Below are 13353 nucleotides of genomic sequence, written 5' to 3' on the forward strand. Positions count from 1 at the left end.
AGTCATGGAAAATATGAACGAATTGTATTCCGACATCATCTTGGAACACAATCAGTGTCAGGAAAACAAACATCCCCTGGAAGATGCCAACCTCAGCGAACACGGCCATAACCCCAGCTGTGGTGATGACATCACCCTCCAGGCCGACATCCAGGACGGCGTCATCAAAGACGCCGCCTATACCGGCCACGGCTGTGCCATCAGCCAGGCTTCGGCGGACATCATGATCGACCTCATCAAGGGCAAGACCGTCAAAGAAGCCCTGCGTCTGGTCGACCTCTTCCTGGATATGATCAAAAGGGAAGTTACAGATGATGACAAGTTGGAAGAACTGGAAGATGCCATCGCTCTGAAGAACATCTCCAACATGCCGGCCCGCGTAAAATGCGCCGTTCTGGCATGGCATACCCTGAAAGATGCCCTGGAACGGGAAGAAAAGTAGGAGATACTCGCCAGCGTCCCGTTTGTGGGAATCCCGTAAATCAAAAGAGGCTGTTGCATTAAGCACATGTTTTTGCTTAATGCAACAGCCTCTTTTGCGTGTACAGAGATTCAGGCGGGCCGCCTTTCAGGACGGCCCCTACGATGCAGCCAACAGGCCACTAGCCACGAACCACTAGCCACTGATTTTTTCATCCACATTCCCCTTGAACTGTAGAACGATGAAAATGACCAGAGCGATGACAAAGGCGATGACGCTAGTCATCTGAGCCGATTTCAAGCCTAATGTCAGGTTGACGTAGTCGCCGCGGAGAAATTCCAGGAAGAACCGTTCGACGGCGTAGAGCATGACATACAGGCAGAAGACCTGGCCCTTCTTGTGGGGGAAGCAGCTGTACAGGAGGAGGGCGACGAAGACTAATACGTCGGCCTGGCCTTCCCAGATTTCGGCCGGCCACAAGGGCTGACTGCCGTAGGTGTGATAAGCCAGCGTCGTGTCGGGATAGACGATGCCGAAGTCACCGCCTGTAGGATGGCCGAAGGCGTCGCCGTTCATGAGATTGGCCATGCGGCCGATGGACTGGCCCAGGATGATAGCCGGTGCCAGGAGGTCGGCAAAGGCCCAGGTGTCGATGTGATGGTATTTGGTATACACGATGCCGGCGATGGCGCCGAAGAGCAGGCCACCCTGGATGGCCATGCCGCCCTGCCAGACGTAGGGGATTTCTGCCAGGTGGTTGTGGTAGTACGGCCAGTCGAAGAAGAAGACGTCCCACAGCCGGCCGCCGACGATGCCTGACAGGCCGCAGTACATGGTGAAATCAAAGATGTGGACGTGCCAGCCCCGGCCGTCGTGCTTCATGATATAGTAAGCCGTGATACCGGCAGAGACGATGCCCAGCATGAACAACAGCCCGTAAGCCCGGATCGGGAAAGAACCGATAAAAAATAGATATTGATGCAATATAAAACACCCCTTTGTTGTGGTATAATGAAACAATGTGAACAGAACCTGAATAGGTTCACGGTTACCATAGAATTATACAGGATTGAAGAGTTTTTTCCAATCCTCATGAGGAGCAAATGACGATGAAATACAACCATGTTATGCGGACGTCCTGCCTGGCCGCCTTGATCTGTCTGTCCCTGAGCGCTGTTTCCTTGGCCAATGGCCCGGTCACCGACAGTGCCAAGGCCTCGGACCCGGCTTTCAGCGTGCCTGTCGTGTCCAATCCGATTCCCAATGAAGCCATCAAAGATTTAGAAATCGTCGAAGACCAGGGCCGCTGGCTCGTCTCGGATAAAGCGCTGGAACAATACGGCATCCGCGAAGCCGACCATGCCAAGGGGACGTACTGGTTCCGCCTGCCGAAGGCCCGGAACGGTTCGACGGCCTGGCAGAATGAAAATGTACAGCTGACCTTGCCGGGACGGGCTGTCAGCGGCGGCCGGACCATCAATATCCGCCATGTCCGCCGTCCACTGGGCATCAGCTATGTCCTGGGCAACGGGACGACAGAAAAGAACGAACTCCTGCCGCCGTCCCAGCCCGTCCATACGGTACCGGAACTCCGCGAGGTGCAGGATGCGGCCCCGGCAGCAGTGAAAGAAGGGAAGATGGGGACGGTCCTCTTCTGGGACCCTGTCATGAAGGAAGACGCCAACCTGCCGTCCTTACAGACACACCAGCCTGTCATGTCTCCCTGCGCTTTCCGTCTGACTGAAAGCGGCATCGAACTGCGCAATCCCGACTTCGATATGCTGGCTTCGACGTATACCAGCAAGGGATACGCCATGTGGCCTTTGCTCGACAATAATTTCAACCCCAAACTGACCCATCAGATCCTGAGCAACAGCCGCCTCCAGGATACCATGGTCCGCCAGCTCGTCGGCTACGCTTTATTATATGATTTCAAAGGATATAACATCGATTTTGAAAACATCAATTACAGCGATAAAGACGCTTTGACGGCTTTTGTAGCCAAGATTTCCCAGGCCTGCCATGCCTACGGCATCAAGCTTTCCATGGATGTCACGCCTCTTTCGGACAGTCCCAACTGGTCCCTCGTCTATGACCGGGCGGCCCTGGCCCCGCATCTCGACTACCTCATGGTCATGGCCTATGACCAGTTCGGCCGGAGCAGCGCCAAAGCCGGCCCTGTCGCTTCCTATCCCTGGGTCGAACGGGCTGTGCAGAATACGATCGATCTCGTACCGCCTTCGAAAGTCCTCCTGGGCATGCCCCTGTACATGCGCTTGTGGTATGAATCCAGCGATGGCCGCGACTTACCGAAAGATATCCGCGACTGGCCGGCTGTCGTCGGCGCACCGCCGATGAAAGGTGTGAAATACGGCGAGGCAAAGACCGAAGCAGCCGAAACGCCCGCTTTGCCGATGTTGGTCCAGGTCGTGACGGCAGAACAGGAAAATGCCCGCCGGGCCAAACAGCCGGTCATCATGCCGGTCGAACTTGACGGGGAAACGTATAAGCGCCGCGTCCTGCCGCGCCATATCAAGACAGCGCCCAAAAAGCTGACGACGACACCATCGACGTCTTCGGCCCATAAGGGAAGCGGCAAGAGCAAGCTCTTTGTCCGCACCCTGACCATGGCCGACAGCGAAGATATCCTCAAGGCTTATAAAGATTATGTCGTCTGGAATGACGATCTGCAGCTCTATTACCTGGAACTACCCCTGACGACGGGGACCGTCAAGATCTGGTTCGAAGATGAAAAATCCTTGAAAGCTAAGGCCGGACTGGTCCAGGCATATGGCTTGGGCGGTGCCGCTTTCTGGCGCAAGGGCTTTGAACCGTTACATTTTTGGCAGCGTTTTGCAAAACATGAATTGACTTGACGCCGCCCTGCCACTATAATAATACTCAAGACGCTGTAATACAGACTGTCTGTATTTTGACTGGGGCAGGATAGGAGGCTCTCACAATTGGAAAAGTATATTCCACAGGAAATAGAAAAGAAATGGCAGCACGTATGGGAAGAAAGTAAATGCGACTGCTGCAGCGAAGACAACGGCAAGCCGCCGTATTACGTATTGGAAATGTTCCCGTATCCGTCTGGGAATCTGCACATGGGACATGTCCGCAATTACACGATTGGTGACGTCATTGCCCGTTATCGCCGCATGAACGGTTATAACGTCTTGCATCCTATGGGCTATGATGCTTTCGGTATGCCTGCAGAAAACGCAGCTATCAAGCACAATATCCCGCCCGCAGAATGGACATACAGCAACATCGCCAACATGACGCGCCAGCAGAAGGCGCTGGGCCTGTCTTATGACTGGGACCGCGAAGTCGCTACGTGCCATGAAAAATACTATAAATGGACGCAGTGGATCTTTGAACTGCTCTACAAACGGGGTCTGGCTTACCGCAAAGAAGCGAAAGTTAACTGGTGCGAAAAATGCAACACCGTCCTGGCCAACGAACAGGTCATCGAAGGTAAATGCTGGCGCTGCGACACGCCGGTCGTCAAAAAGGACCTGAAACAGTGGTTCTTCAAGATCACCGATTATGCCGACCGCCTGCTGGAAGACTTGAAGCTCCTGCCGGGGTGGCCGGAACGCGTCAAGACCATGCAGAAGAACTGGATCGGCCGCAGTGAAGGCTTGGAATTCAGTTTCGATATCCCCAGTCTGAAGGAAAAAGTCGCCGTCTACACGACGCGTCCGGACACGATCTATGGGGTCACTTTCGTCGTCCTGCCGCCGGAACATCCCTTGGTCCACAAGCTTTTGGAAAACAATCCCAAGAAGGCCGAACTGGAAGCTTTCTGCGAAAAAGTACGCAATACCAGCGATATCGAACGGACGAGCACAGAATCGGAAAAAGTCGGCATGTATACCGGTATCGACTGCGTCCATCCGCTCACGGGCAAGAGTGTCCAGATCTGGATCACCAACTACGTCCTCTACGATTATGGGACTGGCGCCGTCATGGGCGTACCGACCGGTGACCAGCGTGACTGGATGTTCGCTACGAAATACAATATCCCTAAAATCATTACCTTGCAGCCGAAAGACCACGAACTGAAGCTGGAAGAAATGGACCATGCCTATGAAGACAAAGACGGCGTCCTGGTCAATGCCGGTCCTTTCACGGGTATGGAAATGCATAAGGCCATGAAAGCCATCATCGACTACATGGAAGAAAAGGGCTTAGGAAAACGCCGCGTCAACTATCGTCTGCGCGACTGGCTCATTTCCCGTCAGCGCTATTGGGGCGCTCCGATTCCTATCATCTACTGCCCGAAATGCGGCGAACAGCTCGTACCGGAAGACCAGCTGCCGGTCAAGCTGCCGGAAGACGTCAAATTCACAGCCGGTGCCGTATCGCCGCTGGCTACGAGTGAACACTTCGTCCACTGCACGTGCCCGAAGTGCGGCGGCCCGGCTACGCGTGAAACGGATACCATCGATACCTTTGTCTGCTCGTCGTGGTACTATCTCCGCTACACCGATGCCCGCAATGATGAAAAAGCCTGGGATCCTGAGAAAGCCAACCACTGGATGAACGTCGACCAGTATATCGGCGGCATCGAACACGCTATCCTGCATCTCATGTATTCCCGTTTCTTCATGAAAGTCTTCTATGATGCCGGCCTCGTTGACAACGTCGAACCTTTCGAACGCCTCCTGACACAGGGCATGGTCCTCCTCGACGGCAGCAAGATGAGTAAATCCAAAGGCAACATTGTCTCGCCGGAAGAAATCATCGCTAAATACGGTGCCGACACGGCCCGCCTGTTCATCCTCTTCGCCGCTCCGCCTGAACGCGACCTGGCTTGGTCCGACCAGGGCGTCGAAGGTTCGTACCGCTTCCTGAATCGCGTATGGCGCATTGTCCACCAGTTCCAGGATCTGGCTAAAGCCGGTCAGGATGGGACGGATTACACAGAAGCTGAAAAAGAACTGCGTTTCCAGGAATTTAAGGCCCTGGCCAAGGTCACCGAAGATATCCGCGGTACCGATGGCAACTACGGCCTCAACACGGCTGTCAGCTCGATCATGGAATACGTCAATGCCATGCATGCCTATGTCGGCGCTAACAAGACCATCCATAAGGCCGTTGCCCTGGAAGCCAACAAGAACCTGCTCAAAATTCTGGCACCGTTCACGCCGCATATTACGGAAGAACTCTGGCAGCTCTGCGGTTTTGAAGGCAGCGTCCATGCCCAGGATTGGCCGGAAGTCGACAAATCGGCTCTCGTCGTCGACGAAATCGAACTGCCTGTCCAGATCAATGGCAAGGTCCGCGACCGCCTGACCGTCGCCGTCGATATCGATAAGGACGCTTTGCAGGAACAAGTCCTGGCCTTACCGCATATCAAGGAATTTATTGGCGATAAGAAAGTGGTTAAATTCATCGTCGTACCGAAGAAAATCATCAACATCGTCATAAAATAGTTAAAATTCAAAAGAGGCTGTCGCGTGAAGACAGCCTCTTTTACTTTGTACTTCTTTGAACTTAGTCTTTTTATTAGAAGGGAGTCGTCTATGAACGCTTTTAAGCCCTGGCCGGACCGCGTTGTCCGCCAGAATACCTGCATGAATACGCGGGCTTGTGCCGTCTTAGTACCGATTATTTACAAAGACGGGCAAGAACAGGTCGTGTTCGAAGTGCGCAGCAGCAAGCTGGGCTGGCAGCCTGGCGACGTCTGTTTCCCCGGCGGCCGTATCGACGATGGCGACGACAGCGCCCTGGCAGCAGCCCTCAGGGAGACGAATGAAGAACTCGGCGTCGATCCGTCTCATATCCACGTCTGGGGCCCTTTGGATTACATGGAATCGCCTGTAGGCGTCACGGTATGGCCCTTTGCCGCTTATATGGATACGGACCGGTTTGTCCTCAGCCAGGGGGAAGTGGACCATACTTTTACCGTTCCCTTAGCCTGGTTCGACGAGCATGACCCGGAAATCGGCCGCATCGAACTGGCCACCCGGCCGGCACCGGGCTTTCCGAAAGGTCTGGCCCTGTCATCCCAGAAGGGCTGGAAACCGCGCCGTACTTATAACGTAAAGATTTATACGTATGAAAATTATAAAATTTGGGGAATTACAGCACATATCCTTGACAACTTCCGGGGTATCCGTGCTATAATACAACAGTAAGCTTTCCTTAATATTTGTAACCAGTATAGTTAGGTATACGTACAATAGCGTATATTGGAAAAACAAGGCGTACCGTGTCAAGAAGATTTTAATCTTTTTACCTCTATTAGTACAAAAAAGTCTTGTTAAAGTTTTAGGATGAGAAAATGGAATAGTGATATTGTGGTTTATAGGCTTTTTGCTATTGATTTAACATGTGAAAAGTTGTACAATGCACTTGTAAGCAGTGAGGCGGTGTGAATATATATCCAAACAGGATTTCCTGCCTGGAAATGTATCGCCTCAGTGTTCAGGTTTTTATCTTATGGCTTTACTAAACTAACTATACACTAAGGAGAGTGGAAACATCATGGATTTTAACTTAACAGATATTCAACAGGACTTCTTAAAACTCGCTCATGATTTCGGCGAAAAGAAATTAGCACCGACCGTTACGGAACGCGACCACAAAGGTATTTATGACAAAGAACTCATCGACGAATTGCTCAGCCTCGGTATTACCGGCGCTTACTTCGAAGAAAAATACGGCGGTTCCGGCGATGACGGCGGCGACGTTTTGAGCTACATCCTCGCTGTTGAAGAATTGGCTAAATACGACGCTGGTGTTGCTATCACCTTGTCGGCAACGGTTTCCCTTTGCGCTAACCCGATTTGGCAGTTCGGTACAGAAGCTCAGAAAGAAAAATTCCTCGTTCCTTTGGTTGAAGGCACTAAACTCGGCGCTTTCGGCTTGACCGAACCGAACGCAGGTACTGATGCTTCCGGCCAGCAGACCATTGCTACGAAGAACGATGACGGCACTTACACGTTGAACGGCTCCAAGATCTTCATCACCAACGGCGGCGCTGCTGACATCTACATTGTCTTCGCTATGACCGATAAGAGCAAAGGCAACCACGGCATTACAGCCTTCATCCTCGAAGACGGTACTCCGGGCTTTACTTACGGCAAGAAAGAAGACAAGATGGGCATCCATACTTCGCAGACCATGGAACTCGTATTCCAGGACGTCAAAGTTCCGGCTGAAAACATGCTCGGCGAAGAAGGCAAAGGCTTCAAGATTGCTATGATGACCTTGGACGGCGGCCGTATCGGCGTTGCTGCTCAGGCTCTCGGCATTGCAGAAGCTGCTTTGGCAGATGCTGTTGAATACTCCAAACAGCGTGTACAGTTCGGCAAACCGCTCTGCAAATTCCAGTCCATTTCCTTCAAACTGGCTGACATGAAGATGCAGATCGAAGCTGCTCGTAACCTCGTTTACAAAGCTGCTTGCAAGAAACAGGAAGGCAAACCCTTCACCGTTGACGCTGCTATCGCAAAACGCGTTGCTTCCGACGTCGCTATGCGCGTAACGACCGAAGCTGTCCAGATCTTCGGCGGCTATGGCTACAGCGAAGAATATCCGGTTGCTCGTCACATGCGCGATGCTAAGATTACTCAGATCTACGAAGGCACGAACGAAGTTCAGCTCATGGTTACAGGCGGTGCTCTGTTAAGATAATTGAAGTTTATGCTCGGGCCTGGCCCTTTGCTGGGCCCGTTACATAAAAAAAGATTTTAGGAGGCAAACGTAAATGGAAATATTGGTATGTGTCAAACAGGTTCCGGACACTGCAGAAGTTAAGATTGACCCCGTAAAACATACGGTCATCCGCGCTGGTGTTCCTAACATTTTTAACCCCTTCGACCAGAACGCTTTGGAAGCAGCTCTCGCATTGAAAGATGCTGACAAAGACGTAAAAATCACACTTCTCTCGATGGGTCCTGATCAGGCAAAAGACGTTCTTCGTGAAGGCCTCGCAATGGGCGCTGACGATGCTTATCTTCTGTCCGACCGCAAACTCGGTGGTTCCGATACGTTAGCTACGGGCTATGCTTTGGCACAGGCTATCAAAAAATTGGCTGCTGACAAAGGTATCGAACAGTTCGATATCATCCTCTGCGGCAAACAGGCTATTGACGGCGATACCGCACAGGTTGGCCCGCAGATCGCTTGCGAACTCGGTATTCCTCAGATTACGTATGCCCGCGACATCAAAGTCGAAGGCGACAAAGTTACTGTTCAGCAGGAAAACGAAGAAGGCTACATCGTAACGGAAGCTCAGTTCCCTGTTTTGATCACGGCTGTTAAAGACTTGAACGAACCGCGTTTCCCGACCATTCGTGGCACGATGAAAGCAAAACGCCGCGAAATCCCGAACTTGGACGCTGCTGCTGTTGCAGCTGACGACGCTCAGATCGGTTTGTCTGGCTCTCCGACTAAAGTCCGTAAGATTTTCACACCGCCTCAGAGATCCGGTGGTCTCGTTCTCAAAGTTGAAGATGACAACGAACAGGCAATCGTCGACCAGGTCATGGAAAAACTGGTTGCCCAGAAAATCATTTAATCTAAGGAGGAACAGTGAAAATGGATTTAGCAGAATATAAAGGCATTTATGTAATTGCTGAACAGTTCGAAGGCAAATTACGTGATGTATCTTTCGAATTGTTGGGCCAGGCTCGCATCTTGGCTGACACCATCGGCGACGAAGTCGGTGCAATCCTCATTGGTAAAGACGTAAAACCGTTGGCTCAGGAACTTATCGCTCACGGTGCTCATAAAGTATACGTTTATGATGATCCTCAGCTCGAACATTACAATACGACGGCTTATGCAAAAGTTATTTGCGATTTCTTCCATGAAGAAAAACCGAACGTATTCCTCGTTGGCGCTACCAACATCGGCCGTGACCTCGGCCCGCGTGTCGCTAACTCCTTGAAGACTGGCCTCACCGCTGACTGCACGCAGCTCGGCGTTGACGACGACAAAAAGACCATCGTATGGACCCGTCCGGCTCTCGGCGGCAACATCATGGCTGAAATCATCTGCCCGGACAACCGTCCGCAGATGGGTACTGTCCGTCCGCATGTCTTCAAAAAACCGGAAGCAGATCCTTCTGCAACTGGCGAAGTTATCGAAAAGAAAGCTAACCTCTCCGATGCTGACTTCATGACCAAATTCGTCGAACTCATCAAATTGGGCGGCGAAGGCGTTAAAATCGAAGACGCTGACGTTATCGTTGCTGGCGGCCGTGGCATGAACAGTGAAGAACCGTTCAAGACCGGTATCCTCAAAGAATGTGCAGACGTCCTCGGCGGCGCTGTTGGTGCATCCCGTGCAGCTGTTGACGCTGGCTGGATCGATGCTCTCCATCAGGTTGGCCAGACTGGTAAAACAGTTGGTCCGAAGATCTACATTGCATGCGCTATTTCCGGTGCTATCCAGCACTTGGCAGGCATGACTGGTTCTGACTGCATCATTGCTATCAACAAAGACGAAGATGCTCCGATCTTCAAAGTCTGCGACTATGGTATCGTAGGCGATGTCTTCAAAGTTCTCCCGCTCCTCACGGAAGCCATCAAGAAACAGAAAGGCATTGCATAAGTTATCTAACCGTGCATAATAAAAAGGCTACTGCATTTGCAGTAGCCTTTTTGTGGTTCGTTTGGCGTTTGCCGTTTGGCGAATATTCTTCGAACCACGGCAAACGACCCACGACAAACGATTGCCAGACGAATATTTGTATGATATCCGAAACCTTTGCACACCACACCCTTGACAAGCCTCATCTCGTGCCGTATAATTTACGCATACATAGAGATATGTAAGAAGCTTTGAAAAGGATATGACTCGATAGTCCCTTTATTCCAGAGAGAGGCACAGTGGTGTGAGTGCCTTATGAAGCCTAGCGAGTTACCGCCTTGGAGCTGAATCTCCGAACTGAGTAGGGGATTCCGGCCGCCCCGTTATCGCGCTTGAGTACATCGGAATTTTTTTCTGGTGAACTAGGGTGGAACCACGTGAGTTAAGCTCTCGTCCCTTGAGGACGAGAGCTTTTTTTTATTAAGGAGGATGTTTGTAATGGCAGAATTAGTATTAAAAGACGGAAGCAAAAAACAGTTTCCCGATGGCATCTCTCTTGCCGAAGCTGTCAAACAGCTCAGCAATAGTCTTGCAAAGAAAGTATTAGTAGCAAAAGTCAATGGTGAAGTCACGGACCTCCGTGAAACTATCGTCGACGGTTCGACCGTTGAATTTCTCACCTTCGCCGACCAGGAAGGGAAAGATACCCTCCGCCATACAGCATCTCATGTCATGGCTCAGGCTATCCAGCACCTCTTCCCGGGTGTTAAATTTGCTATTGGCCCGTCCATTGAAAACGGTTTCTACTACGACCTCGATACAGAACACCGTTTCACACAGGAAGACTTCGCCGCTATCGAAGCTGAAATGGCCAAGATCGTCAAAGAAAACCTCCCTATCACTAAAGAAGTCTTGTCCCGCGCCGATGCTTTGAAGCTCTTCAAAGACGCCGGTCAGGATTATAAAGTAGAACTCATTGAAGACCTTCCGGAAGATGCTGTCATCTCCCTCTACCGCCAGGGCGACTTCGTCGACCTCTGTGCCGGTCCGCACTGTGCTTCGACCGGTGCTGTCAAGGCCTTTAAGCTGCGCACTGTTGCCGGTGCTTACTGGCGCGGCGATGAACACAACAAGATGCTTCAGCGTATTTATGGGACCGCTTTTGAAAAGAAATCCGAACTCGACGAATACCTGCACATGATGGAAGAAGCAGAAAAGCGCGACCACCGTAAACTGGGCAAACAGCTCGGCCTCTTCATGCTCAGCGATTACGGCCCGGGCTTCCCGTTCTTCCTGCCCAAGGGCATGATTGTCCGCAACCTGCTCATCGACTACTGGCGTGAAGTCCATCGCCGCTATGGCTATCAGGAAGTCATGACGCCGATGATCATGAACCGTCAGCTCTGGGAAACTTCCGGCCACTGGGATCATTATAAAGAAAACATGTACTTCACCAAAATCGACGGCGAAGACTACGCTATCAAACCGATGAACTGCCCGGGCGGCATGCTCGTCTACGCCAACGAACCACACTCCTATAAGGAACTGCCGCTCCGCGTCGGCGAATTGGGCCTCGTTCACCGTCATGAACTTTCCGGCGCCCTGCACGGCCTCTTCCGCGTCCGCTGCTTCACCCAGGACGATGCGCACATCTTCATGATGCCGAACCAGATTGAAGACGTCATCCAGGAAACAATCCGCCTCTTCGACGAAGTCTATGCTACCTTCGGCCTCACGTATCACGCTGAACTCTCGACCCGTCCGGACAACTCCATGGGTGACGACGCTACCTGGGAAATGACGACCAACGCCCTGCGCAAAGCCATGGACGACTTCGGCCTCGATTATTCCGTCAACGAAGGCGACGGCGCTTTCTACGGCCCGAAGATCGACTTCCACCTGAAAGACTCCATCGGCCGTACCTGGCAGTGCGGTACTATCCAGCTCGATATGCTCCTGCCGGAAAAATTCAACCTCACCTATACCGGTGAAGACGGTCAGAAACATCGTCCAGTCATGATTCACCGCGTCGTTTACGGTTCGATCGAACGCTTCATCGGTATCCTTACGGAAAACTATGCCGGCGCTTTCCCGACCTGGCTTGCACCGGTCCAGATTAAGATCCTGCCGATTTCGGAAAAACACCTCGCTTACTGCCAGGATGTTGCCAAGAAACTGGAAGCCCAGGGCATCCGCGTCGAAGTCGACGAAAGCAGCGAAAAACTCGGCTACAAGATCCGCAAGGCCCAGATGGAAAAAGTTCCGTACATGGCCGTCGTCGGCGACAAGGAAATGGAAAACGGCAGCTTCGGCCTGCGTGACCGCAGCAAAGGCGACTTGGGCGACAAACCCATCGACGAAGTCGTAGCCCACATCCTCGAACTGAACAAAACGAGAAAAGGCTAATTAAAATCGTTCATCGTGGGTCGTTTCACGACAAACGCCAAACGAACTACGAAAAGGGACTGCCGCTTTGCGGCAATCCCTTTTCTTATTTTTCAAGGAGGAAATATCATGATTATCAACTGGTATCCCGGTCACATGGCGAAGGCAAAGCGCCTGATCCAAGAAAACCTGAAGATTATCGATGTCGTCATCGAGCTCGTCGATGCCCGCATCCCCATGAGCAGCACCAATCCCATGATCAAGTCGCTCATCGGTGACAAGCCGTCCATCGTCGTCCTGAACAAGGCCGACCTGGCCGATCCGGCTGTCCTCGACGAATGGGTGGCCCATTACAAACAGCAAGGCCGCAAAGTCCTGGCCTTGAACAGCAAAGGCGGCAAGGGCGTGAAACAGCTCATTTCCCTCGTCCGTTCCCTGGCAGCGCCGAAGCTGGCCCGCTGGAAGGCAAGGGGCCTCAAGAACCGTGCCGTCCGGACCATGATCCTGGGCATCCCCAATGTCGGCAAGTCGACGCTCATCAATAAATTGTCCCGTCGCAGTGCGGCCAAGACGGCAGATAAACCGGGCGAAACGAAGGGCAAGCAGTGGGTCCACATCGGCGACCAGCTCGACCTCCTGGATACGCCGGGCGTCTTGTGGCCGAAACTGGAAAACCAGGTCAGCGCCTACCGCCTGGCTGCGACGGGCGCCATTTCCGACACGGTCTTCGATATGGAAACGGTCCTCTTGCAGCTCGTCGAACAGCTGTCGGCCCAGTATCCGGATGAACTGAAAGGCCGCTATAAATTGGACAGCCTCTGTGAAAAGCCCCTGGATACGATCGAAGCTATCGGCCGCAAGCGGGGCTGTATCGTATCGGGCGGCGTCGTCGACCTGGAAAAGACCTATAAACTCATCCTCAAGGAATTTCGTGAAGGCAAGATCGGTGCCATTTCCCTGGACCGCCTGGGCGATTTCGAAGGGGAGGACTGACC

The 13353-nt window shown here is 52.3% G+C and carries 10 protein-coding genes and 1 other annotated feature; of the genes, 9 read left to right on the top strand and 1 reads right to left on the bottom strand.

Features of this window, described 5'->3' with window-relative positions; all coding sequences use genetic code 11:
* Positions 1-4: 4 nt before the first annotated feature.
* Entirely contained in the window at positions 5-442 is a 438-nt protein-coding gene (sufU, locus tag C6362_RS08500; RefSeq protein WP_014017069.1) for a Fe-S cluster assembly sulfur transfer protein SufU, read from the top strand.
* A gap of 174 nt (positions 443-616) precedes the next feature.
* On the opposite strand, the gene lgt is transcribed toward sufU, so the two are convergent.
* Entirely contained in the window at positions 617-1405 is a 789-nt protein-coding gene (gene lgt / locus C6362_RS08505; RefSeq protein WP_014017068.1) for a prolipoprotein diacylglyceryl transferase, read from the bottom strand.
* 125 nt (positions 1406-1530) lie between these two features.
* Here lgt and C6362_RS08510 point away from each other — a divergent pair, with 125 nt between their 5' ends.
* From C6362_RS08510 to ylqF, 8 genes are all read left to right on the top strand, one after another.
* Positions 1531-3297, top strand: a complete 1767-nt coding sequence (locus tag C6362_RS08510; protein ID WP_014017067.1) for a glycosyl hydrolase family 18 protein — start codon at positions 1531-1533, stop codon at positions 3295-3297.
* Between the two features lie 87 nt (positions 3298-3384).
* The gene (gene leuS, locus C6362_RS08515; RefSeq protein ID WP_014017066.1) at positions 3385-5865 is read left to right on the top strand and encodes a leucine--tRNA ligase; all 2481 of its coding nucleotides are present in this window, start codon (positions 3385-3387) and stop codon (positions 5863-5865) included.
* 90 nt (positions 5866-5955) lie between these two features.
* The gene (locus tag C6362_RS08520) at positions 5956-6570 is read left to right on the top strand and encodes an NUDIX hydrolase (protein WP_014017065.1); all 615 of its coding nucleotides are present in this window, start codon (positions 5956-5958) and stop codon (positions 6568-6570) included.
* A gap of 349 nt (positions 6571-6919) precedes the next feature.
* The gene (locus tag C6362_RS08525; protein ID WP_014017064.1) at positions 6920-8071 is read left to right on the top strand and encodes an acyl-CoA dehydrogenase; all 1152 of its coding nucleotides are present in this window, start codon (positions 6920-6922) and stop codon (positions 8069-8071) included.
* A gap of 73 nt (positions 8072-8144) precedes the next feature.
* Complete coding sequence (locus C6362_RS08530; protein WP_014017063.1) at positions 8145-8957, top strand: electron transfer flavoprotein subunit beta/FixA family protein; 813 nt, start codon at positions 8145-8147, stop codon at positions 8955-8957.
* A 20-nt stretch (positions 8958-8977) separates the two neighbouring features.
* On the top strand, positions 8978-9994 hold the full coding sequence (locus C6362_RS08535) for an electron transfer flavoprotein subunit alpha/FixB family protein (protein ID WP_014017062.1): 1017 nt from the start codon (positions 8978-8980) through the stop codon (positions 9992-9994).
* 221 nt (positions 9995-10215) lie between these two features.
* Positions 10216-10434, top strand: a binding site (T-box leader).
* A gap of 37 nt (positions 10435-10471) precedes the next feature.
* Positions 10472-12379 (top strand): threonine--tRNA ligase, encoded by a 1908-nt coding sequence (gene thrS / locus C6362_RS08540; protein ID WP_106699296.1) that lies wholly within the window; start codon positions 10472-10474, stop codon positions 12377-12379.
* Between the two features lie 108 nt (positions 12380-12487).
* The gene (gene ylqF / locus C6362_RS08545) at positions 12488-13351 is read left to right on the top strand and encodes a ribosome biogenesis GTPase YlqF (RefSeq protein ID WP_014017060.1); all 864 of its coding nucleotides are present in this window, start codon (positions 12488-12490) and stop codon (positions 13349-13351) included.
* The last annotated feature ends 2 nt before the right edge of the window (positions 13352-13353 follow it).

The organism is Megasphaera elsdenii DSM 20460, from assembly GCF_003010495.1.
Classification (GTDB): Bacteria; Bacillota; Negativicutes; order Veillonellales; family Megasphaeraceae; genus Megasphaera; species Megasphaera elsdenii.

Bases quoted from the DNA above. Each gene is read 5' to 3' on its own strand.
- sufU (WP_014017069.1), top strand. From the start codon at position 5: ATGGAAAATATGAACGAATTGTATTCCGACATCATCTTGGAACACAAT.
- C6362_RS08510 (WP_014017067.1), top strand. From the start codon at position 1,531: ATGAAATACAACCATGTTATGCGGACGTCCTGCCTGGCCGCCTTGATC.
- C6362_RS08520 (WP_014017065.1), top strand. From the start codon at position 5,956: ATGAACGCTTTTAAGCCCTGGCCGGACCGCGTTGTCCGCCAGAATACC.
- C6362_RS08525 (WP_014017064.1), top strand. From the start codon at position 6,920: ATGGATTTTAACTTAACAGATATTCAACAGGACTTCTTAAAACTCGCT.
- C6362_RS08530 (WP_014017063.1), top strand. From the start codon at position 8,145: ATGGAAATATTGGTATGTGTCAAACAGGTTCCGGACACTGCAGAAGTT.
- C6362_RS08535 (WP_014017062.1), top strand. From the start codon at position 8,978: ATGGATTTAGCAGAATATAAAGGCATTTATGTAATTGCTGAACAGTTC.
- thrS (WP_106699296.1), top strand. From the start codon at position 10,472: ATGGCAGAATTAGTATTAAAAGACGGAAGCAAAAAACAGTTTCCCGAT.
- ylqF (WP_014017060.1), top strand. From the start codon at position 12,488: ATGATTATCAACTGGTATCCCGGTCACATGGCGAAGGCAAAGCGCCTG.